This is a genomic window from Pseudomonas reinekei, assembly GCF_001945365.1.
Taxonomy (GTDB): Bacteria; Pseudomonadota; Gammaproteobacteria; order Pseudomonadales; family Pseudomonadaceae; genus Aquipseudomonas; species Aquipseudomonas reinekei.
The window spans coordinates 39,962-63,050 of sequence record NZ_MSTQ01000002.1; the positions used below are offsets into that span (position 1 = coordinate 39,962).

At 59.0% G+C, this 23,089-nt stretch carries 18 protein-coding genes; 6 read left to right on the top strand and 12 right to left on the bottom strand.

Going from position 1 to position 23,089, the window contains the following annotated elements:
- Window positions 1-11: 11 nt before the first annotated feature.
- The 4 genes from fdhE to fdnG are packed head-to-tail and all read right to left on the bottom strand — an operon-like array spanning window position 12 to window position 5,602.
- A complete protein-coding gene (gene fdhE, locus BVK86_RS02850) occupies window positions 12-938 on the bottom strand; it encodes a formate dehydrogenase accessory protein FdhE (RefSeq protein ID WP_075944985.1) in 927 nt (308 codons plus the stop codon).
- Window positions 939-941: 3 nt separating this feature from the next.
- Window positions 942-1,604 carry a formate dehydrogenase subunit gamma gene (locus BVK86_RS02855; RefSeq protein WP_075944986.1) on the bottom strand — a complete coding sequence of 221 codons (663 nt, stop codon included), beginning with the start codon at window positions 1,602-1,604 and terminating at the stop codon, window positions 942-944.
- Window positions 1,601-2,536 carry a formate dehydrogenase subunit beta gene (gene fdxH / locus BVK86_RS02860; RefSeq protein ID WP_075944987.1) on the bottom strand — a complete coding sequence of 312 codons (936 nt, stop codon included), beginning with the start codon at window positions 2,534-2,536 and terminating at the stop codon, window positions 1,601-1,603. The genes BVK86_RS02855 and fdxH overlap by 4 nt, the downstream gene beginning before the upstream one ends.
- Window positions 2,537-5,602, bottom strand: coding sequence for a formate dehydrogenase-N subunit alpha (gene fdnG / locus BVK86_RS02865; RefSeq protein ID WP_139315742.1), 3,066 nt, complete (start codon window positions 5,600-5,602; stop codon window positions 2,537-2,539).
- Between the two features lie 246 nt (window positions 5,603-5,848).
- Here fdnG and BVK86_RS02875 point away from each other — a divergent pair, with 246 nt between their 5' ends.
- The 4 genes from BVK86_RS02875 to BVK86_RS02885 all read left to right on the top strand — a co-directional run bounded on the left by BVK86_RS02875 (window position 5,849) and on the right by BVK86_RS02885 (window position 9,355).
- Window positions 5,849-7,003: a MalY/PatB family protein gene (locus BVK86_RS02875; RefSeq protein WP_075944990.1), complete on the top strand. Its 1,155-nt coding sequence runs from the start codon at window positions 5,849-5,851 to the stop codon at window positions 7,001-7,003.
- A 149-nt stretch (window positions 7,004-7,152) separates the two neighbouring features.
- On the top strand, window positions 7,153-7,317 hold the full coding sequence (locus BVK86_RS29745; RefSeq protein WP_157720465.1) for a hypothetical protein: 165 nt from the start codon (window positions 7,153-7,155) through the stop codon (window positions 7,315-7,317).
- Between the two features lie 10 nt (window positions 7,318-7,327).
- A complete protein-coding gene (locus BVK86_RS02880; RefSeq protein ID WP_075944991.1) occupies window positions 7,328-8,692 on the top strand; it encodes a cation:proton antiporter in 1,365 nt (454 codons plus the stop codon).
- 186 nt (window positions 8,693-8,878) lie between these two features.
- Window positions 8,879-9,355 (top strand): hemerythrin domain-containing protein, encoded by a 477-nt coding sequence (locus tag BVK86_RS02885; protein WP_075944992.1) that lies wholly within the window; start codon window positions 8,879-8,881, stop codon window positions 9,353-9,355.
- A 57-nt stretch (window positions 9,356-9,412) separates the two neighbouring features.
- On the opposite strand, the gene BVK86_RS02890 is transcribed toward BVK86_RS02885, so the two are convergent.
- From BVK86_RS02890 to BVK86_RS02900, 3 genes are all read right to left on the bottom strand, one after another.
- Window positions 9,413-11,335 (bottom strand): hybrid sensor histidine kinase/response regulator, encoded by a 1,923-nt coding sequence (locus BVK86_RS02890; RefSeq protein WP_075944993.1) that lies wholly within the window; start codon window positions 11,333-11,335, stop codon window positions 9,413-9,415.
- Window positions 11,336-11,600: 265 nt separating this feature from the next.
- Complete coding sequence (locus BVK86_RS02895) at window positions 11,601-13,880, bottom strand: ATP-dependent DNA helicase (RefSeq protein ID WP_075944994.1); 2,280 nt, start codon at window positions 13,878-13,880, stop codon at window positions 11,601-11,603.
- A complete protein-coding gene (locus BVK86_RS02900) occupies window positions 13,877-15,529 on the bottom strand; it encodes a VRR-NUC domain-containing protein (protein ID WP_331717005.1) in 1,653 nt (550 codons plus the stop codon). The genes BVK86_RS02895 and BVK86_RS02900 overlap by 4 nt, the downstream gene beginning before the upstream one ends.
- Before the next feature lie 205 nt (window positions 15,530-15,734).
- Here BVK86_RS02900 and BVK86_RS02905 point away from each other — a divergent pair, with 205 nt between their 5' ends.
- On the top strand, window positions 15,735-15,959 hold the full coding sequence (locus tag BVK86_RS02905; protein ID WP_075944995.1) for a YgdI/YgdR family lipoprotein: 225 nt from the start codon (window positions 15,735-15,737) through the stop codon (window positions 15,957-15,959).
- An 88-nt stretch (window positions 15,960-16,047) separates the two neighbouring features.
- Here BVK86_RS02905 and BVK86_RS02910 read toward each other — a convergent pair whose 3' ends face one another.
- The 4 genes from BVK86_RS02910 to BVK86_RS02925 all read right to left on the bottom strand — a co-directional run bounded on the left by BVK86_RS02910 (window position 16,048) and on the right by BVK86_RS02925 (window position 19,848).
- A complete protein-coding gene (locus BVK86_RS02910; protein WP_075944996.1) occupies window positions 16,048-17,133 on the bottom strand; it encodes a polyamine ABC transporter substrate-binding protein in 1,086 nt (361 codons plus the stop codon).
- A 70-nt stretch (window positions 17,134-17,203) separates the two neighbouring features.
- Window positions 17,204-17,545, bottom strand: a complete 342-nt coding sequence (locus BVK86_RS02915) for a cupin domain-containing protein (protein ID WP_075944997.1) — start codon at window positions 17,543-17,545, stop codon at window positions 17,204-17,206.
- Window positions 17,546-17,575: 30 nt separating this feature from the next.
- The gene (locus tag BVK86_RS02920) at window positions 17,576-18,982 is read right to left on the bottom strand and encodes an NAD(P)/FAD-dependent oxidoreductase (protein WP_075944998.1); all 1,407 of its coding nucleotides are present in this window, start codon (window positions 18,980-18,982) and stop codon (window positions 17,576-17,578) included.
- 50 nt (window positions 18,983-19,032) lie between these two features.
- Window positions 19,033-19,848 carry a helix-turn-helix domain-containing protein gene (locus BVK86_RS02925; protein ID WP_075944999.1) on the bottom strand — a complete coding sequence of 272 codons (816 nt, stop codon included), beginning with the start codon at window positions 19,846-19,848 and terminating at the stop codon, window positions 19,033-19,035.
- 263 nt (window positions 19,849-20,111) lie between these two features.
- Between BVK86_RS02925 and BVK86_RS02930 the strand changes: the two genes are divergently transcribed.
- A complete protein-coding gene (locus tag BVK86_RS02930; protein ID WP_034148820.1) occupies window positions 20,112-20,384 on the top strand; it encodes a DUF1652 domain-containing protein in 273 nt (90 codons plus the stop codon).
- A 51-nt stretch (window positions 20,385-20,435) separates the two neighbouring features.
- On the opposite strand, the gene BVK86_RS02935 is transcribed toward BVK86_RS02930, so the two are convergent.
- Complete coding sequence (locus tag BVK86_RS02935; RefSeq protein ID WP_075945000.1) at window positions 20,436-22,913, bottom strand: UvrD-helicase domain-containing protein; 2,478 nt, start codon at window positions 22,911-22,913, stop codon at window positions 20,436-20,438.
- Window positions 22,914-23,089: the final 176 nt, after the last annotated feature.

Below are 23,089 nucleotides of genomic sequence, written 5' to 3' on the forward strand. Positions count from 1 at the left end.
AGACGCTGTGGTCATTCGTCTCCGGGAGCCAGCAACAGATTCGGCGCCAGACGCTGGTAGCCGTCCTGGGCCAGGCGCATGTCCAGCATCAGGCTGCCGAGATCCGCCGACAACGCTTCAGCAGCCGCATCGTTTTCCAGGTAGATCAATTTCAGATAGCTGTTGCAGCCGGGGCACACCTCGGCGCGCAGCGGTGCCTGATTGGCGGCGTGGCGATCGTCTTCCAGGCTCAGGTATTCCAGGCCTTTGCTCTGCTCGCAATACACGCATTTGACCCGCACCACATGCCACTCGCAGGCACACAACGAGCAGACCAGATAGCGCAAACCGTTGTGTTTGCCGCGATTGCGGATCACCCCGGCCATGGCCGGCGAACCGCAACACGGGCACTGGCTGAGGCTGTCACCGGGTTTGAGTTGCAGGTTGGGCGTGCTCAACAGCCAATGGCTCCAGGCTGCTTGCAGGGCGGCGCCGAGAAATGGCACCAACGCCGCCGGCACCAGCGAATACTGGCCGCTGACCAGCGCCACCGCCCAGGCACGCCGTTGGCCAGGACTGGCTGCGCGCAATGTTTCCAGCGCCTCGATCACGGCCGATTGAGCGGGCGGCGCATAACGTTGCAGCAAGGCGTCCAGATAGGGTTGCCAGTCGTCCTCGCGGGTCAAGCTGTCGGCAGCGAACGGTGGCAAGCCATGTTGCTGGCACAGTTCGATGCGCTGCATGTCCAATGGTGCACCTGCCGGCGGGTCGTCCAGAAGCTGTTGCTGTACCCGGCACAGGCCTGCGATCAACCTCAGGTAATCGGCCAACGGATGATCCACGGCCAGTTGCTCAAGGCGTTGTGCACGCAGGCTGAACAGGTTAGGCGGCGGCAGGTACAGAAACGGCGGCGAACTGGCCGCCGCTTCGATTTGTCCGGGTTCAAGAATGGTTGGCAAGGGTCAGCCCTTTTTGGTGATCGGTCGCTCGGGTGTGTCGTCGCGCGGCGCGTCCTGCGTCACCTGGCGATACCAGAGTTCGTGGTGTTTCTTCGCCCAGGCGCGGCTGACCCAGCCGTGCATCATGGCGCTCACCGAACCTTTGATCCAGATGCCGGCGTAGATGTGCACGATGATGCTCAGGATCAGCACAAAACCCGCCAGCGCGTGCAGCAGCATGGCCCAGCGAAGGCTGGTAATGCCGAAGTACTCACTGAAATAAGCCCGCCAGATCACCAGGCCGCTGAACAGCAGCACCAGCATGCACAGCAGTAAAGTCCAGAACAGCAGCTTCTGCCCGGCGTTGTATTTACCCACCGGAGGAACCTCTTCCTCATTGTTGGCCATCACCCGATTGATGCGCTTCAGCCACAGCCGATCATTGCCAATGAAAAAGTTGGCGCGCCAGAAGCTGAACACCAGGCCTAGGAAAAACACGAACATGAGCACGCCCATGAAGGGGTGCAGGATGCGCGTCCACGGCCCGCCGCCGAACAGGTTGGTCAGCCAGAACATGGCCGGATGGAACAATGCCAGTCCGGACAGGCCGGCCATCAGGAACAGAATCGCCACCAGCCAGTGATTGGTGCGCTGGTTACTGGTGTAGCGCAGGATCGTCTTGTTCATGGCCGGCCCTCCCCGCGTGGATCAAAGGTGTGCACCGCCGGATCGATCTGATGCACCGACGTATCCGGCGGTTGCGGGTGCTCGTCTTCCTCGACCCGGTTGGGTCCGATACGCACATAGTGGAAAAACCCGGCCAGCACCGCCGCGCCCATGGCGAGTAGCGCCAGGGGTTTACTGATGCCTTTCCACAACCCCACCAACGGACTGATTGCCGGATGATCGGGTAACCCGGCATACAGCCTTGGTGTGTCGGCGTGGTGCAGCACGTACATCACGTGGGTGCCGCCGACCCCCTCGGGGTCGTACAGGCCGGCGTTGTCAAAGCCGCGACTTTTCAGGTCAACGATGCGCTCGGCGGCGTGTTCCTTCATGTCTTCCTTGGTGCCGAACACGATGGCACCGGTCGGACAGGTTTTCACACACGCCGGCTCCAGCCCTACCGAGACCCGGTCCGAACACAGCGTGCATTTGTAGGCTTTGTGATCTTTCTGCGAGATGCGCGGAATGTTGAACGGACAACCGGTGATGCAATAGCCGCAGCCGATGCAATGGTCCTGGTCGAAGTCGACGATGCCGTTGGCGTGTTTGATGATCGCACCGGGGCTGGGACATGCCGCCAGACAACCGGGCTCGGCGCAATGCATGCAACCGTCCTTGCGAATCAGCCACTCCAGGTTGCCGGCATCGGTTTCATGCTCGGTAAAGCGCATCAGCGTCCAGGTGTCGGCGGTCAGGTCATGGGGGTTGTCGTAGGTGCCGAGGTTGTGGCCAACCTCGTCACGCAGCTCGTTCCATTCCGAGCAGGCAACCTGGCAGGCTTTGCAGCCGATGCATTTGGTGGTGTCGATCAGCTTGGCGACTTCCTCCACGCCGCGCACCGATGGCGAGGGTGTGGTGGTGGCCGAGCGGGCAATGATGTCTTGGCTGGCCATTTAGACTTTCTCCACGTTGACCAGGAATGACTTGGATTCCGGGGTCTGTGTGTTGCCATCGCCGAGGAACGGCACCAGGGTGTTGGTCAGGTAACCGTGACGCGTGAGGCCGGTAAACCCCCAATGCAGCGGAATGCCGATCTGGTGCACCACCTGATTATTGACCTGCAGCGGACGAATCCGCTTGGTCACCACCGCCACCGCTTCAATGAAACCGCGCTTGCTGCTGACCCGCACCCGATCACCGGCGACAATGCCTTTCTCCTTGGCCAGCACTTCGCCGATTTCCACAAACTGCTCAGGTTGGGTGATCGCATTGAGTTTGCAGTGCTTGCTCCAGAAGTGAAAATGCTCGGTGAGCCGGTAGCTGGTGGCGGCGTACGGGTAGTCCTTGGCTACGCCGAGCGTGTCCCACACCGAATCGAAGATCCGCGCCGCCGGGTTGCTGGTGGCTTTTTTATTGTTCGGGTGCAACGGGTTGATGCCGATCGGCGTTTCAAACGGTTCGTAATGCTCGGGGAATGGCCCCTCGTTCATCTTGTCGACGGCGAAGAACCGCGCCACGCCCTCGGGGTTCATGATGAACGGATTCATCCCGGCTTCCGGCGGTACATCCGCCTTGTAGTCCGGCACATCGGTACCGCCCCAGGCCTTGCCGTTCCACCACACCAGGCGTTTATGCGGGTCCCAGGGCTTGCCTTTCAGGTCCGAGGAAGCGCGGTTGTAGAGAATCCGCCGGTTGGCCGGCCAGGCCCACGCCCAGCCTTGATGCTGGTGCATGCCGAACGGGTCGTTGTTGTCGCGGCGGGCCATCTGGTTGCCCATTTCCGTCCAGCTGCCACAGAAAATCCAGCAACCGGACGCGGTGCTGCCGTCGTCCTTCAGTTGACCGAAACCGGCCAGTTGCGCATTCGCCTTGATCGCCGCGCCAGTGGCGTCAGTGAAATCGACGGTGGCTGATCCGTTGATTTCCTTGGCCAACTCCTCCGGCGAAGGTTCGTCGGCAATTTTGTAAGGCCACGACAGTTTCAGCAGCGGGTCCGGGAACTTGCCGCCGTTGGCCTGGTAGCGCTGGCGCAGACGCAGAAACAGTTCACTCATGATCCGCACGTCGGTGCGCGCTTCGCCGGGGCCATCGGCGCCTTTCCAGTGCCATTGCAGCCAGCGGCTGCTGTTGACCAGTGAACCGTCCTCCTCGGCGAAACAGGTGGTGGGCAGGCGAATCACTTCAGTCTGGATCTCGGCACTGTTGACGTCGTTAAACGGCCCGACCTTTTGCCAGAACTCAGACGTTTCAGTCGCCAGCGGGTCCATCACCACCAGCCACTTGAGCTTGGCCAGTGCCGCCATTACCCGGTTTTTATCGGGCAGCGCGGCGATGGGATTGAAGCCCTGGCACATGTAGCCGTTGACCTTGCCCTGGCCCATCAGATCGAACACCTTGAGGATGTCGTACTGCGGGATGTCGAGTTTCGGCAAATAGTCGTAAGCCCAGTTGTTTTCAACCGTGGCGTTGGCGCCGTACCACGACTTCATCAAGCTCACGTGGAACTTGCTGTAGTTCTGCCAGTAGGACAACTGCCCCGGCCGCAACGGCGTTTGCGTGCGTTTGGTAATGAAGGCTGCGTATTCCTGCTCGGCGTCGCCGGGCAACGTCAGGTAACCGGGCAGCGAGTTGGACAGCAGGCCAAGGTCCGTCAGGCCCTGGATATTGGAGTGCCCGCGCAAGGCATTCACGCCCCCGCCCGGCATGCCGACGTTGCCCAGCAGCAATTGCACCATGGCCGCGCTGCGGATGATCTGCGCACCGATGGAATGCTGGGTCCAGCCCAAGGCATAGAGGATGGTCATGGTCTTGCCCGGTTGCGAGCAAGTGGCGATTTCCTCCCAGATTTTCTGCATGGCATCGACCGGCATACCGCAAATCTGGCTCGCCAGTTCGATGTTGTAGCGGCTGTAGTGCTGCTTCATCAATTGATAGACGCACCGCGGGTCTTGCAAGGTTGGATCAACCTTGACAAAGCCGTCTTCGCCGAGTTCATAGCCCCAGCCGGACTTGTCGGTATACAGACGCTTGGCCGCGTCATAGCCACTGAAAATACCGTCTTCGAAGCCATAGCCGGCTTTGACGATGAACGACACGTCGGTGTAGTTGCGCACGTACTCGTGCTGGATCTTGTCCTCGGTCAGCAGGTAATTGATCAGTCCGCCCATGAAGGCGATGTCGGTGCCGGTGCGAATGGGCGCGTAATAGTCGGCCACCGAGGCGGTCCGGGTAAAACGCGGATCGACCACGATCAAGCGCGCCTTGTTGTGCGCCTTGGCCTCAGTCACCCATTTGAAGCCGCACGGATGCGCTTCTGCTGCGTTGCCGCCCATCACCAGAACCAGATTCGCGTTGGCGATATCGGTCCAGTGGTTGGTCATGGCACCACGGCCGTACGTCGGGGCAAGACTTGCCACCGTCGGGCCGTGTCAGACACGCGCCTGGTTATCAAACCCCAGCATGCCGAGACTGCGAATGACCTTGTGGGTGATGTAACCCGCTTCGTTGGACGCCGCCGATGCCGCGAGGAAACCGGTGGTGACCCAGCGATTCACCGTTTGGCCGTTGGCATTCTTCTCGATGAAGTTGGCGTCGCGGTCGGCCTTCATCAGGTCGGCGACGCGATCGAGCGCTTCATCCCAGGAGATTCGGGTCCACTCCGTACTGCCGGGCTTGCGCACCTGGGGGTATTGCAGACGACCGGGGCTGTGAATGAAATCCAGCAGGCCCGCGCCTTTGGGGCACAGGGTGCCGCGGTTGACCGGGTGGTCGGCGTCACCTTCGATGTGGATGATATTTTGCGCGACGTTCTTCGCTGCATCGCCCTGGCTGTACATGATCAACCCACAGCCGACCGAGCAATACGGGCAGGTGTTGCGGGTTTCACGGGTGTGGGCAAGCTTGAAGTGGCGCACCTGCTCGGCGAAGGCCTGCGTCGGGGCCATGCCCAACGCGCCCAGGCTCGAACCCGCAAGGCCGATACCAGCGACCTTGAAGAACTGACGACGGCTGAGGTCCATCGTGCACTCCTGATCAGGTGGAAATCCGGTGCGTTGCCGGATTTTTCTGGACAAACACGGTTGCGGCAGCCGGGCTGCCGACATCTGAATTCTAGACAAGGCTGTCGAAATCGCCATGACAGCCGACCGTCGGACACCCGGTCATTGCCCAAACCACAATCCTGTGGGAGCGCGAGCACGCTCGCTCACACAGGGATTGGCGATTATCATGGCGACCATTACCAATCCGCTGTTACGAGACCGCGCATGACTTTCGATTTTGATCAGGTGTTCGACCGCCACAACACTGGCAGCACCAAGTGGAGCCGCTACCCGGCCGACGTGTTGCCGATGTGGGTTGCCGACATGGATTTCGCTGCACCGCCAATGATCATCCAGGCCCTGCAAAAGCGTCTGGAACACCCGATGGTCGGCTACAGCGTGGCCCCGGACAGTCTGCGTGAAGCCATCGTTGCCGATGTGTGGAACAAGTACGCCTGGCGCATCGAGCCACAAGAGCTGATCTTTCTGCCGGGTGTCGAATCGGGCGTCAACATGGCCCTCAAGGCATTGGTCCAGCCGGCACAGAACGTGGTCGTGCAAGTGCCGAACTACCCGCCGTTGCGCCATGCGCCGAGGCATTGGGGCCTTAACAAGGTGGAGTTGAATTTTGACTCGCAACCCGACGGCACCTACACCACGCCACTGGATACCTTGAGCCAGTCGTTGCAAGGCGGCGGCGCCCTGCTGCTGAGCAATCCGCACAACCCGTTGGGCAAGGCGTTTCCCCGTTCCGAACTGCAGGCGATTGCCGACATCTGCCTGGAGCACGACGCCTGGATCATCTCCGACGAGATCCACGCCGAATTGTGCTTCGACGGCCGCCAGCACATCCCGATGGCTTCCCTCAGCCCGCAAATCGCCCAGCGCACCATCACGCTGATGTCGGCGAGCAAGGCCTATAACATCGCGGGGCTGAAAACTTCGTTCATGATCATTCAGGATCGTCACCTGCGCGAGAAGGTCAACCACGCCCGCTGCGGCATGGTCGACAGCGTCAACCCGCTGGGCATGGAGGCCACTCGCGTCGCCTACAGCGAAGCCGGGCCATGGCTGGCCGCGCTGAAGGACTACCTGCAAAGCAATCGTGATTATCTGGTCGACGCCGTGCGCACCCGCCTGCCGGGCATCACCATGAACGTGCCGCAAAGCACGTATCTGGCCTGGCTCGATTGCACGGCGCTGGGGCTGGACAACCCGCACCAGTTCTTCCTCGAGCAGGCCAAGGTCGGTTTGAGCCCGGGCCTGGACTTCGGTGATGACGGCCAGCCATTCGTGCGCCTGAATTTCGGCTGCCCGCGGTCACTGCTGGAAGAAGGCATTGCGCGGATGGAACGCAGCTTGCGGCACCTCAAAGGCTGATAACGCCTGAAGGCAATCGTTATTCCTGCGGGAGCAGGCTTTTCCGCTCCCACAGTGTTTTGAGTACAGCAAGTCATCTGAAATCCAACCGAACTCCCGCCAAGCCACCACAGTCAACCCCGAACACACCCGCTGTTCGGAGATTGACAATGAATGACTACCCAAGACCTGTCGTCAGGCTGTTTACCCAACCCGACTTAGCCTGGACGGTCTGGAATGTCGGGCTGCTGGTGCTGGTCACGATTGTGCTGAAAATGATCCTGGTGTGGTTCAGCATCCTGACGCCTGGGTATTTGCGCGCCACAGTCAGTTGATCATCCAGCCATGAGCTTCATCGCCTGGGTCGCTGTGCTGGGTGCCGTGCTGCTGACGCTGGCGCTCACCTCGTCCTACCTGCGCTGGATGCCGGTGACCACCTCGGCGGTGTGTCTGGTGCTGGGCGTGGCCATCGGGCCGGCGGGGCTTGGCTGGCTCAGGCTGGATATTAAAGACGCATCGTTCTGGATGGAGCACCTGACTGAAGTTGCGGTGCTCTTTTCATTATTCGTCTGCGGACTCAAGTTGCGGCTGCCGCTCAAGGATCGCAAATGGCGCGTGGCGTACGGGCTCGCGGGACCGGTGATGCTCCTGAGCATCACCGGCGTGTGCCTGTTGTTGCATTTTGCCTTCGACCTGGCCTGGGGGCCGTCGCTGCTGATCGGCGCCATACTGGCGCCGACCGACCCGGTACTGGCTTCGCTGGTTCAGGTCAATGATGCCAAGGATGACGACCCTGTCCGCTTCGGGCTGTCTGGTGAAGCCGGCCTGAACGACGGGATCGCGTTTCCCTTTGTCATTCTCGGTCTGTTGTTCATTCAACAGGGCGAAGCCTCTTCAACAGCTTGGCTCGATGACTGGGCGCTCAAACGGCTGTTGTGGGCAGTGCCTGCGGGCTTGCTGGTCGGCTATTTCATGGGCCGTGGCATCGGGCGCCTGACCTTGTCGATGCGCACCAGGAACGCCGACAGCACGCTCTCCCCCAACGATTACCTGACCTTCGCGCTGATCGCACTGGCTTATGTCGCGGCTGAGGCGGTTCACGGCTATGGGTTTCTCTCGGTATTCGCCGCAGCGCTGGGATTGCGCGGCGCCGAGGTCAAGTCCACGGGAAATGCCCAGCCACCGGCGGAACATCTGGTGCAAGCGGTGGTTGGCCACCAGAACGTCGAGCCCGACGCTGCCGTGCATGGCGATGTGGAGCATTTGCAAGACACGCAGGTTGCCGCCGGGATCATGATCGGCGACATGCTGTCGTTTGGCAGCCTGGTGGAACGGGCCATGGAAGTGTTTTTGGTGACGTTGCTCGGCGTGGTGCTGATGGGCCACTGGGACTGGCGCGCCCTCGCCATCGGCGGCGTATTGTTTTGCCTGATTCGCCCCCTGAGCGTCATGCTCATTCCATGGGGTGGTTTGCTCGACGGTCGGCAACGACTGCTGATCGGCTGGTTCGGCATTCGCGGGATCGGCAGCTTATTTTACCTGTTCTATGTTCTCAACCATGGGTTGGCCCCCTCGGTGGCGACCCTGTGTACTGACCTGACGCTCTCCGTGGTGGCGCTGAGCATTCTGGTCCACGGCATCAGCACCCAACCTGTCCTCGCCCGTTATGCGCAGCGCAAAAAGCCAATCGTTGATCAGCGAACTGCATGAGTCAATTTTCCAACTCATGCACCCTGCATGACCTCTTTTCGCCAGCATTTAACATAGGTATTTGATTTTTTGGTGATTTACCGGCCTATCAAAAACGGCACGACAAATGCTCCATTCCCAGGAGCGAATTTCGGCATCCAGACCGTTCGCGCCCCATCCCTCCGTGACGACTTGAGAGACCTCACCATGAACGCTATAGACCTGTTGAAAGCCGATCATGAACGCGTGAAAGGCATCCTGAGCCAATTGAGCGAGTCCACCGAACGCGGTGTTAAAAAGCGCACTGAATTGCTCGCAAAGCTGGAAATGGAAATTTCCATCCACACCCGCCTGGAAGAAGAAATCTTGTACCCGGCCTATAAAAAAGCGGGCGGTAAAGAGCAGGACGTTATGTACTACGAAGCCAAGGAAGAACACCGCACCGTTGATGCACTGGTGTTGCCGGATCTGAAAGTCACTGACCCTTCGACCCCTGAATTCGCCGGTCGCGTCAAAGTGGTCAAGGAGTTACTGGAGCACCACATCGAAGAAGAGGAGGCAGAGATGTTTCCTCAGGCGAAAAAACTGCTCGGCAAAGCTGAGCTGGAAGAACTGGGCGCGCAAATGGAAACGCTGAAAGCTCAACTGAAGAAAGAGCTCGGCTCACCCAACATGGCTGCCTGACGAAAACTGTGGCGAGGGAGCTTGCTGCCTCGCCACTTCTGTGGTCGTAATTTGCAATCACTTCATTGTCGACGCAATGATCTCCACCAGGTTGAGCTGGGTAAACGGCTTCGACAATCTTGGCAACCCGGCCTCAAACTCTTCAAGACGCTCTGCATAGCCGGTGGCCAGGATAATCGGCATGTCCGGTTTGAGCCTACGGATAGCGTCCGCCAGTTGCGCGCCACTCATCTGCGGCATCGCCATATCGGTGATGACCAGGTCGATGGCTTGATCGCCTTCTAACATTTTCAGCGCTTGCGCGCCCGATGTCGCTGCGATCACCCGATGGCCGAGGTCCTCAAGCAACAAACAGGTGCTGGTCAGCACCAGACCATCGTCATCCACCACCAGCACGCTCAGCCGAGACACCTGCGGCGTGACCGGCTCATCGATAACCGCGTTGCGGGGCTCGTTACTGCTCGCGACGGGCAACCACAGCTCTGCGGTTGTTCCGTGGTCCTTCTTGCTGTTGAGGACGAACCGCCCTCCCAATTGTTCGATAAAACCGTGGACCATCGATAACCCCAGCCCAGTCCCCTTACCCAGCCCCTTTGTGGTGAAAAACGGGTCCATGGCCGATGCCAGCGTCGCGTCGTCCATGCCCTCTCCCGTATCGGTGATAGACAGGCACACATATCGGCCCGCTTCCATCGGCGGTCGAGCGTCATCACGAACATCTTCTGTCCGGGTGCTGATGACGATTTTTCCACCGTGAGGCATGGCATCACGGGCATTGGTTGCCAGGTTCAGGACGGCCAACTCAAGCTGGTTGACGTCGGCCAGCACCGGTTCGAGCCCTGGGGGAAAACGCGTTTCGAGGACCACCGAAGGCCCGAGCGAGCTGCGCAGCAGCCCGGAGATGCCGTGAACCAGTGCCGGTATCTCGACGGGTTCGGATTTGAGTTCCTGACGCCTGGCAAATGCCAGCATACGCTGGGTCAGGGAGACGCCGCGCAAGGCGCCCTGCGTGGCGTTGTCGAGCAGCCGGGTAATTTTCGGGTCGTCTGACATTCGCTTACGGACGATTTCCAGGTTGCCGAGGATAACGGTCAGCAAGTTGTTGAAGTCATGGGCGATACCGCCGCTGAGCTGGCCGATAGCCTGCATCTTCTGCGCCTGGAACAGCGCTTCGCGGGTTTTTTCCAGGGCTTGCTGCGCCTGGGTCACCTCGGTGATATCGCGGGTGATCTTGGCAAACCCGAGCAAGGTGCCCGTCTCGCCCCAGATGGGGTCCACTACCACGTGCGCGAAGAAGCGAGTGCCGTCCTTGCGCACGCGCCAGCCTTTGTTTTCAAACCGCCCCTCACGCACAGCGATATCGAGAGTTCGTTGGGGTTCGCCGGCCACGCGGTCTTCAGGGGTGTAAAACATCGAAAAATGCTGGCCGATGACCTCTTCGGGCGCATAGCCCTTGATGCGCTGAGCGCCCGGGTTCCAGTTGGTCAGGCGTCCATCCGGGGCAAGCATGTAGATTGCGTAGTCGGTGACACTTTGCACCAGCAGGCGGAATTGTTGTTCGCTTTGCTTGAGGACTTCCTCCGCCATCTTACGGTCGGTCAAATCCCGCGTGATCTTGGCAAAACCGAGCAATTGGCCCGAAGGGTCGTATATCGGGTCGATCACCACGTGGGACCAGAAATGCGTGCCGTCCTTGCGCACACGCCAGCCCTCGCCTTCGAAACGCCCCTCGCGGATCGCCGTGTCCAGGGCCTTTTGCGGCTTGCCGACACGGCGATCGTCATCGGTGTAAAAGCGCGAAAAGTGCTGCCCGATGATCTCGGCTTCTTCATAACCTTTGAAACGCCGCGCACCCGCATTCCAACTGATGATGATGCCGTCGGGATCAATCATGTAAATCGCGTAGTCAATGACCGCATCGATCAACAAACGAAAACGCCTGTCCTCGAAAGCCGTGGTATTGGTTTGATCTTCGCTCATTGATCCCTCTGTATTGGTTGATGTGGGGAGTATGCGACAAACCAGAAATTTGGAAAGCCGTAAAACCACTGAACGAGCGGTTAACGGTAAGCGTACTTCACGACGTAGGCATACAGGTCGTTAGGGGTATGTCGGTGCTTCTGACATCGCTCGATTTCCTTATCGAAGAGCCGGTGAAGGGCCATTCCAATAAAGTGCGTTTCCAGCGATTGTTCAAACCGCGGTTTTATTCAACTTATGTCCATGATTTGAAAGGTAATAAATCCTACTGGGCGGAGTGAAAAAGCGTCGGCTCTATTGACCACCAGCGAGGCAGCAATTGCCTGACCTTGCTCTCGCCGAAGCGGTCATCGATCAACATCACCACCCCTTGATCCTGCTGCGTGCGAATCACACGGCCTGCGGCTTGCACGACCTTCTGTACGCCGGGATACAGATAGGTGTAGTCGTAGCCCGCCCCGAAAATCGCCGCCATGCGTCGTTTCAATTGTTCATTGACGGGATTGAGTTGTGCCAGCCCCAGTGTGGCGATGAACGCGCCAATCAGGCGTGCACCGGGTAAATCGATGCCTTCGCCAAATGCCCCGCCCAATACGGCAAAACCAACACCCTGGCTTTCGGCGGTGAATTGATCGAGAAACTGCTGGCGCTGCTCCTCAACCATCCCGCGCGATTGCGACCACAGATTGATCTGCGGATAGCGCTCGGCCAATAGCTGCGCGACTTGCTGCAAGTAATCGAAGCTGCTGAAGAAAGCAAGGTAGTTGCCGGGGCGGCGGCTGAATTGTTGCGCGATCAGCTCCACGATCGGCGCCAGCGACGCCTGCCGATGGACGAACCGCGTGGAGATCTGGTTGACGATGTGCACTTGTAGCTGGTCGGCGTGAAACGGCGATTCAACGTCAATCCACACAGTGTTCGCCGGCGTACCCAGCAAGTCAGCGTAATAGTGCCGAGGGCTGAGCGTCGCAGAAAACAGCACGGTGCTGCGTGCAGCCGTCAAACGCGGACCGATGAAGCCGGCAGGCACCACGTTGCGCAGGCACACCTGCGACAGGTTTTTTTTGCGCTCCAGGTCGCGCTTGCTGATATCGAACAGGAACTGCTCATCGAAGAGCTCGCCCACCCGGCAAAACTGCAGCATTTCGAAATAAAAGTTCTGTAGCGCGCTGTCCAGTCCTTGTGGGTGATCGTTCAGATAGTCGCCGATGCTCGCACTGCACGACGACAAAGCCTGCAGCAACTTTTGCGGAGGCGAGTCATAAGCCTGATAAACGCCTGCTTGCTGATTGTGCAGGGCATTCCATTCGCGGTTGACCCGTTGCAGTGGCTTTTTCAATGCTTCGGGGGCGGTTTTTCTTACGCCATTGAGGGCCGATTGGTCGAGGCTGGCGCTGTACATCTGACGGCCACGCTCCACCAGATTGTGGGCTTCGTCCACCAGCGTCGCGACTTTCCATTGATTGGCCTGGGCAAGACCGAACAACAAGGCGCTGAAATCGAAGTAATAGTTGTAATCGGCGACCACCACGTCTGCCCAGCGGGCCATCTCCTGGCTCAGGTAATACGGGCAAACCCCATGTTCCAGAGCAACCTGGCGCAGAGCACTCTGGTTCAACAGGCTCCGTTCACTGGCCGCCTGACGCGCCGCAGGCAAGCGATCGTAGAAACCTTGGGCCAGCGGACAGGATTCGCCGTGGCAGGCCTTGTCCGGATGCTCGCAGGCTTTGTCCCGAGCGATCATCTCCAGAATCCGCAAGGGCAGCGCATCGCTGCTGTCGAGAATCACCTGCGCAGCGTCCAGTGCCAGCTTGCGCCCCGGGGTTTTGGCGGTGAGGAAAAACACCTTGTCCAGTTGCTGCGGCGCCAGGGCCTTGAGCATCGGAAACAAGGTACCGACGGTTTTACCAATTCCGGTCGGCGCCTGGGCCATCAGGCAACAGCCGGTGCTGAGGGCCTTGAACACTGATTCGGCGAGATGGCGCTGGCCCGGCCGGAAACCGGCATGGGGAAATTTCAATTGCTGCGCCGCGCGATTACGCCTTTCGCGATGGACCATTTCCTGTTCGGCCCAGTGCAAAAACAGCAGGCAATGCTCCTCGAAAAACGCCTGCAGTTGCCCGGCACTGAAGGACTCGACCAGGCAGGTTTCCTTTTCGCTGACGATGTCGAAGTAGACCAGCGCCAGATTGATCCGCTCAAGCTGCAGCTTCTGGCACATCAGCCAGCCGTAGACCTTCGCTTGCGCCCAATGCAGTTGACGGTGATTGGCCGGTTGCCTGCTCAAGTCACCACGGTAGGTTTTGACTTCCTCCAGGCAGTTTTGCGCCGGATCGTAGCCGTCCGCCCTGCCCTTGACCTTCAGGCTTTTGAACAGCCCTTCAAGGGCGACTTCACTTTGGTAGTCCTCGCTGCGCCGGGATGCCACCGTGCGATGGCCGACAATGCCTTCCAGCGCCGTTGGCGACGGCGTGAAGCGCAGGTCAAGGTCGCCGACCTTGGCGGTGAACTCACACAGCGCCCGTACGGCAATGCTGTAGCTCAAGCGCCTTGCTCCGCCCATTGCACGTAGCAAACGGCAATCGGCATGCGGTGTTCGTGGCAGAATTCCAGCCAGCGCAGCTGGTTATCCTGCAAGCGGTCCCCCGGCCCTTTGACTTCGATCATGCGGTAGGTCTTTTGCTGCGGCCAGAACTGGATCAAGTCGGGCATGCCGGCGCGGTTGGCCTTGATGTCGAGCAACAACCGGTCGAACCAGTGCTTGAGATGCTCCGCCGGTAAACAGTCGAGCGCCTGCTCCAGCAACGCCTCGTTGAGCACGCCCCAGAATACGAACGGCGACTGCACGCCCCATTTGTCGATAAAGCGTTCACGGATGGTCTGTCGATAACGACCGTCGTCAAGCTCTGCCAGGCACGCCCGGAACAAATCTGCCCGGCGTTCACGGAAATCCTCGTTGAGCAGATCCACTGGCCCACGCTGGAACGGGTGGAAAAAGGCGCCGGGCAACGGCGCGAAAATCGCAGGCCAGCACAAAAGGCCGAACAACGAGTTGATCAACGTGTTTTCGACGTAATGGACCGGTGCCTCGTCTTCCGAGAGATGGGCCTGGACGTATTGCTCCACCGATAACGCCAGGTCGGTGCGCGGCAAGTGCAGGTCCAGACGCAGCATTTCCCGGGGCGACGGGCGTTTCATCGGCGGCCCGCCGAGCTTGCGCCGCAGCCTTGGCAACATCCGCAGCAACACTTGTTGTTCGGCAGCGCTTTCTGGCATGTGTTCGGCCTGGATGGCCAGTTCCAGCGCCAATTCAAATTCGCTGCAGCGCTCAAGCACGCGGATTGATCGCAGCCTCGCGCCGGGATATTTGCACTGGCGATAAAGCGCCAGCGCAGTAGCAAAATCAGCAATTCGTTCGCAATGCTGAGCGATCTGGAACAGCAGTTTGTCCCGACGCCTTTGCAGCCATGGGTTGCTCAACGTCAGTCCGTTGACCCGCCCGACCACATCGACCAGCGCCTCACCCGCCTCGAACAGTTGCTGGCATTGGTGCAGGAACATGCAGGCGTCCACGTCCTCACGACTACGCAGGCCTCGGGAGTCGGCGCAGAAATCGACTTTTTCGTAGGTAAAGATGCCGAGGTCCGCCAGCACGAACTCGGACCAGTCCTGGTAAAGATTGCCGAAGAACATCAAGCGCAGGCGGTCGCACAGGCCCATGATGGTCAGGCTGAACAAGCGATCACCGAGCGTCGGGCTCCACTGGTTGAAACTGCGGGCCTCTGGGAATTGCTCACTCAGTACCGCCAGCCATTCTGTCTTTTTTCCCCTGGGCTGATCGATGGACGAACCCAGGCACTGGAGAATTTCGGCCTTGAGCAGCACCTCGAACAGCTCCTCGACCGTCAGGGGCATCTGCTCATCCACCCACCCAAGGCCCAGCAGCGGACTGGCAGCGGCGGCGATGTCGCCGATTTCGGCGTAATGCAGTTTGCCGGCCCTGAAGTGAATACCCTTGCGCATGATCATGCGGACCAGTAATGCCCGGGACTCGCGTGGCAAGCCCTTGAATTCATGAATAAAGCAATGCTCCTCGTTGCTCAGCACGTCAGCATAACGATATTCAAGCCAATCAATGACTTGCATGAAGTTATTCAAGTAATAGAACGGATCGTCGAGGGGATTTTCAGTCACAGGAGATAGAGGCCATGGCAAGCGAGTACTGGTTATGCGTACAGATACCAGCAACCACCTCCCCGGCGCAAACGGAAAAGGATAAGCGGCGGCGCTGACAGCTATTTTTTTGGGGGCGCAGAACTTTCCGCCGATCCATGGAACCAACCGCGTTACAGGTGCTGCCGTGCGCAATAGATGCAGCTTTTTTGTTTAAGAGGTGGTTATGAATATCAGGATTCTGGGATTGCCCTTGGCGGCAGCAGCCTTTCTGGCCCTCGCCGGTTGCTCGACGCCAACCGTGGTAACCCTGCAGAACGGCACCCAGTATTTGACCAGGGACATGCCGAAAACCAAGACCCAGGATGGCTTCTTCGAGTTCGAGGATATTTCCGGCGCGAAGGTCAAGGTCAAGGCAGAAGAAGTAACGACGATTCGCCAGGAAGACTGAGGGCCGAATTTTCGTTCATCGCGAGCAGGCTCGCTCCCACAAGGTAGTCCAAGCCGTCGTGGGTGCGAGCCTGTTCGCGTTTGACGGCTCAGCTACCGGTACGAATCTTGTTCCACACCCGCGTCCGAATCCGGTCGATGTTCAGCGGCATGGCTTCCAGGGCAAACAATTTGCCCATCATGTCCGGGCTCGGGTAGACCTTGGTGTCGTTCTTGATGGCCGGGTCGATCAGGCTGTCTGCCTGTTCGTTGCCGTTGGCGTAATGCACGTAGTTACTGATGCTGGCCATAACGTCCGGGCGCAGCAAGTAGTTCATGAAGGCGTAACCGGCCTTCTCGTCCGGCGCATCGACAGGCATGGCGACCATGTCGAACCAGATAGCAGCGCCTTCCTTGGGAATCGAGTAACCGATGTCGATGCCATTGCCGGCTTCCTTGGCGCGATTTTCCGCCTGCAGGATGTCACCGGAGAAGCCAACTGCCACGCAGATATCACCGTTGGCCAGGTCGCTGGTGTACTTGGACGAATGGAAGTAGCTGATATAAGGCCGGACCTTCATCAGCAAGGCCTCGGCCTTTTTATAGTCGTCCGGGTTTTTACTGTGATGCGGCAGGCCCAGGTAATTCAGCGCTGCGGGTAACAATTCGGGGCCGTTGTCAAGGATGGCGACGCCGCACTTTTGCAGCTTTTGCATGTTTTCCGGCTTGAAGATCAAGTCCCAGGAATCCACCGGTGCGTTATCGCCCAGCACCGCTTTGACTTTGGCAATGTTGTAGCCGATGCCTGTGCTGCCCCACAGGTACGGGAAGCCGTGTTCGTTGCCCGGATCGTTGGTTTGCAGGGCCTTGAGCAGCACCGGATTGAGGTTCTTCCAGTTCGGCAGCTGAGACTTGTCGAGTGTCTTCAGCGCCCGGCCTTCGATCTGCCGCGCCATGAAGTGGTTGGACGGAAACACAACGTCGTAGCCGGACTTGCCGGTCATCAGCTTGCCATCGAGGGTTTCGTTGCTGTCGTAGACGTCGTAAGTGAAGGCAATACCGGTTTCTTTCTGGAAGTTCTTCGTGGTGTCCGGCGCGATATAGTCCGACCAGTTGTAGATTTTGACGGTGTCAGCCGCCTGGCTGATGGAGGCGACCAGCATCAGCGGGGCCAGTGTCAGTGTCTTTCGGATCATGAGTCGATTCCTGTTGAGGTTGTTTTTGTTGGCAGGCAATCAAGGGATCAGCGTTCAAACGTAAAAGAACTCAAAAAATCAAAACGTAGGTCTTGCGCACGGTTTCCTGGATATCCCAGATGCCGAGGCTGTTGGCGGGCAACATCAGTGCGTCACCCGCTTCTATGTGCAGGGTTTCGCCATCGTCCGGGGTGAAGGTGCAGCGCCCCTGAATGAAGTGACAGAACTCCTGGGCAACGATCTGCCGCCGCCAGCGACCGGGGGTGCATTCCCAGACGCCTGTTTCGACGCCGTCGTCGCGCTCGACACCGGTGGTCGAGGCCACGGCCACCGGCGTACCGAGGGGTACGGCGACCGGGTTCGACTCTTCCAGCTTCAGGTTTGCGGTGTTTTTGAAGTGCGTGATGCTCATGGGAATACCTGTGGTTGTGAAACGCGCCGTTTACTGCATGAAACCCTCCATGAACCCGGCCACCCCACTGGCGAGCTTGCGCCGCCAAGGTGCGGTGGCCGGGTTGGCGAGGGTTTGGTCTTCGTGGACAAAGCTGCGGATGATCGCGTTGTAACCGAGCCAGCGGCAGGGCTCGGGCTCCCAGGCCCGCAGCGCGTCCAGTCCGCTTTGGGGAATGACCCATGGCTGACAGACCTGTTCGGTATCGCGTTGCAGGATCAGGTCGGCCAAGGTTCGTCCGCCCAGATTGCTGGCGCCCACGCCCTCCCCGCCATAACCGCCGGACAGAGCAATGCCACTGACCCGGTCGCACAGCATGTGTGGCTTGAAGCGTCGCGACATGCCAAGGTTGCCGCCCCAGCCGTGGGTGATTTGTACATTCTTCAGTTGCGGGAACAATTCACCGAACAGATAGCGCCGCAGCTCGATTTCGCTGCGCGTCAGGTCGAAGTCATGGCGCAACTGGCCGGCAAACTGATAACCGCCCCGGGCGCCGAAGATCAGCCGGTTGTCCGCTGTGCGCTGGCCGTATGTGACCTGACGGCTGCTTTCACTGAACGCCTGGCCACGACTCAGGCCGATTTCGTCCCAAGTGGCGGCGGTCAGTGGCTCGGTGGCGACGATCAGGCTTTGCACCGGTAACTGATAACGCCCCAACGGCGGCAGCGTCACCGAGTAGCCCTCTACCGCCGGCACAATCCAACGGCTGCGCACCGAGGCTTTCGCCGTGCGCAAGCTGCCGGACTGCCATTGGGTCACCGGGCTGTTCTCATAGATGCGCACGCCCATGCGCTCCACCGTGCGCGCCAACCCGCGTACCAGTTTGGCTGGGTGAATGGTCGCCACGTGCGGAGCGTAAATGCCGCCGTAGGGTTTGGCGACCCGGATCTGCTGCGCCAATTGCTCCGGGCTGAGCCAGCGGTAATCGCTTTCGTTGAGCCCTTGCTTGTAGAGCTTGTCCAGGTACTGACGCAGGCTGGCTTCCTGCTCCGGGTAGCGAGCGGCGCAGTAAAGGGCGCCACCTTTGCGGTAATCGCAGTCGATGCCTTCACGTTCCAGGACAATCTCTACTTCATCCGGAATGGCGTGCAATAGATCGTAAGAAGCCCGTCGTTGCTCGGGCGACAGGCCAGCCAGAAGCCGGTCCTCGCCCAGCAAATTACCCATCAACCAGCCGCCATTGCGACCCGATGCGCCAAAACCGGCGGTTTGCCCCTCAATGATGGCGATGTTCAGGTCAGGGGCCTGACGCTTGAGGTAATACGCTGTCCACAGGCCGGTGTACCCGGCACCGATGATCGCGACGTCGATGTCCAGATCCTGTTCCAGAGCCGGACGCGCCAGCAATGGCTCGTCGAGTTGGTCCATCCACAAACTGATAGTGCGCCACGCCGGCATGCAAGACTCCGCCAATCAAACTTCGTTGGCGCTGATCCTAGTGCGATGGCTCAGGCGTTGTCTTGCGCGCGTGCACGCAAAGAAATTTGTTTGGCGTAGGCTTTGGGCGACTGCCCGGTGTGTTGGCGGAAACAGCTGTAGAACGCCGACAGCGAATTGAACCCGGCAGCGAACGCCAGCTCGTCGATGCGCAGGGGTGACGCAGCCTGGTCCAGCGCCGAGAGCAGGTGTTGCAGGCGCGCCTGGTTCACGTAGCGATAGAAGCTCTGCCCAAGCACCTGGTTGAGCAAGTAGGAGATCTGGTTGCGGCTGTAGCCACACTCCTTCGCCACCCGTTGCAGGTCGAGCTCAGGGTCGAGATAGGGTTGCTGGCGCTGGAAATACTGTTGCAGGTCGTCGGCCAAGAAACTCAACTGCCGCGGTGACAAGCCGAGTCGACTGACCGCCGGCCGCTGAGTGCCGCTACTTTTACGGGTGGGTTGCTCATGCACCAGCGAGGCATATTCGTTGACCCGCCAGATCAGCCCGTCCTTGACGGTGATCGCTTCACTGGCACGAAACGACACCAACCCCTCGCCGCCGCGCAAGGTGATGCGGTACTGAATGAAGGCCGTGTTGCCATCCAGGCGAATGCGGTCGGAGTGCTCCAGCGCTTCGTCCGGATCGCGGGGCATGCTGTTGCGCACGTACTCGTGCAGCGCCTCGAGGCCCATGACCCGGTTCTGGAAAAAGTCGTTGTACTGGACCTCGGGGTGATACAGCGCCATGACGCCGTCCAGATCCCGGTGTTTCCAGCGCAAGTGATAACGCATGACCGTATCGCCCGTGGCCTGGGTTTGCTGCGGGCCATCATCCTCGGCGTGCATAAAGGTCTCGACGTGAAAAAGCCGAGCTTGCCCAACTTCGGCTGATGCATCAATCGCTAAACAGACGCCGCCGGTATTGCGTAAACGTTTGCGCAGCCGGGTGTGAATAAAAATTGAGAAGCAATCGCCAAATGGCCTGAAAATTACACATTATTTTCACATCAAGCTGCTACTTTTAAGGTCTGTCATCGGTTGAGCCATTGAAGGCTCTTCCCTCCTAACGTGAGCTAAAGGAAGCGCTCGATGAAGAAGGCGGGCAACACATGAATAAAGGGTTCAGTAAGGTCACGTTTCCAAACGCCTGCCAGCTGATGCGCTGGCATTTTCATCCCATGGGTTTCGAGGCGAGCATGGATGCGCCGGGCAGCATGATCGCCCGTTTGTTTGATCGAGCCACTGGCGAAACCATGATCGCCATTGCCGGTATCCCGTGTGCGACGGTGATGAATGCCGCCGATGTGGAACGAATAATCGAAGCCGTGGAGGATGAGCTTGAGGCATTCATTCCCCCGGTGGCGCTCAGGAGTTATGCCTGAAGGTACACACTCATGAAAAGCCCACTTGATGTGGGCTTTTTGTTGGGTGAATCAAAGGGTCGCAGCCTTCCCTTGGCGATGATCGAAAAAGAAGGGCTTGCCCTTACCGATCCGGTCCGAAGCCTTCGGCATATTCACCGCCTGGCCATCCTGTCCATCGACATACCAATAGCAATGGCTCACCGCCCGGGTAATGCCCACGTAAGCCAGGCGCAGAATTTCGTCTTTCTGCGCATTGTCGTAGGGTTCGCTGTCACCAGCCTTGCTTAGGCCCGCCATGCGGTACACCTGATTCTTGTAGGGCGAACTGGTCAAGTGCTGGCAATCACCGAGCAGGAACACCGCGTCGGCCTGTAGCCCCTTGGCGCTGTGATAGGTCAGCTGTTTCAAGCGCCTGGCTTCATACGGCAAGCTAGAATCAACATTAACTACTGGCTGAATATGCTCTTCAATCAATAACTTATCGCTACTTTTTCGATAAAGCATCAAGATTGAATCACCCTTTCGATAATGCTCCATTAGCCTTTGCGCCATGCCTTGGTCATCCCGATCCAGTACATTGACCGGCAGCAACGGCTTTGGCTCACCACTGGCCTTGGCCTTCTTGCCGGGGATTGCCGGCGCGGCGCGCACGATGTGTTCGGCGGCGTCGATGATATGTTGATGGCTGCGGTAGTTATCGCTGAGCATGACTTTGGTGGTGCTCGGTGACGAGAACGCCTTGTTGAACTCCATGAAGTAGCTCGGCGAACTGCCGCGCCATCCGTAGATTGACTGCCAGTCGTCGCCCACGCAAAGCAACGACGAGCGTTGCGCGCCACGCCCGACATGCATGGCCGGGCCACGACTGCGGATTTCCGCCAGGCTGGCGCGGATCCACGACACGATTTGCGGTGATACGTCCTGGAATTCATCGATCATCAAATGCGACAGCGGCCGCAGCATCTCATCACTGAGCAACTTGAGGTTTTCCGGCGAGTGCTCGCTGAACAAAGCGAACATGCGGTTGTACGTCATGATCGGAGGCTTCTGGTCGAGCAAGTGATCTTCCAGCGCTCGCCAGTACAGACTCAAGGCTTCGAAGAAGAACCGATCCGGGTCGTCTTTGCCAAAACTCATCTGGCCGACGGCAGTCGATACATCCAGGCCTAGGTTTTCGATAAACCCGGCGGCCGCGACAAAACAGTCGAGCAACGGTGCGCTGGCGAGTTCTCCTTTGACCTTGTAATCGAAGCCCGGCCCGGCACTCGCATCCCCTGCCAGCGAAGCCAGAACACGCTTTGACGACTCGTAACTATCCAGCCATATCAATGGCTTATGACAGAAAGCTTGAAACAGGGTGCGTTTTACCGCCCATTCCGCGCGCACGCTCAATTTGGCATTGGGACGCGTCACCTGCGGGTTTTCCCGGGGATCAAAGCCCAGCACCACCCAGGCGTCCAGCGACGGAATATAGCCGTGGCAATGGAACGTCGACCCATTGATATCAAACGTCTGACGATTAGGCTCTATCCCCTTGATCGGCCAGGCTTTGGCTCGAAACCACAGGTCCTCGATGGTGTCGCAGAGTTCTTCATCACGCTTGGCAGCCAACTCGGTCACCGCCACGCGTTTTTGTACATCCGGGTGATCGCGCTCCAGCTCCTTGAGTTGCAGGGAATGGCGCGATAATGGCTTGATCAGCTCGCGAAAGCGTTCATCGCGGGTGTGCAAGGCGTGATAACAGGCATTGAGTTGCTGACGCTGGGCATCGTTGATGCGCAGGTCGAAGGGGTTGCTGTCCACCTCCTCATCGGCGTCTTGAGTTCTGTGGCTGAGGTTTTCAAAGGCTTGCAGACGCTCGAAACCCGGCAGGCTACGCACCATGGGCAGGATTCGCGAATGGAAGGTTCGCACCAGGTCGCGCGCCTCCTTGAAGCTGAGCGCTCGCCCCCAGAGCGCGAACAACTCGATCAGTTTATTGATGAAATCCTTGCGCGATTCGCGGGTGAAGGTCACCACCGTCATCGAACTCAGCTCGAACCCCAGGTACTGCGTCAGCAACACAATGCGCAGCACCAGCGTTGTCGACTTGCCCGCACCGGCGCCGGCAATTACCGATGTAGACGGCGTATCACTGAAAATCATCTTCCATTGCGCAGTGCTCGGTTGCGCGTGCGACGGCAGGAGTCGCGCAACGTCGGCTTTCATGCGTTTTTTCAGCTCGGCGGACAGCGGCAGGCGCCAATCATCGAACAAGTGGTCATCAATGTTGGGTGGCCGATGTTCGGTGCTGCGCGAGTCACGTATCAGCAACACCTGACGGCCTTCCTCCAGCCCTTCAAGCTTGCCTTCCTTGTAACCGTAATCCACCCCGGCGCTGTGCCCGCTGCGGAAACCGTCCGCCTGGCCGTGTAGCCAGGACGCGCGGTGCTGTGCGCGCAAGCGGGTCAAGCCATGACCAAAAAACCGTGCGGCCAGGCGCTTGAGCAGCGGCATCTCGGCCAGGGGGCGAAGTTCAGGTGGAAGATCGGGGGTGTGTTGCGCCACGCGGACGGACTCCAGGGTCTGAGACTGTTGAGGGCTATGGTGTCCGCATTTACCGTTGAGTTCTAGTGAAATGCTTATGACTCATTGGCTTATGCGATGAAGTGAAGGCTCGATGAAAACGTTTTGGAAAGTTTTATATCTAGCCATTCGATTGTTATGAGGCATTTTTTACGCTT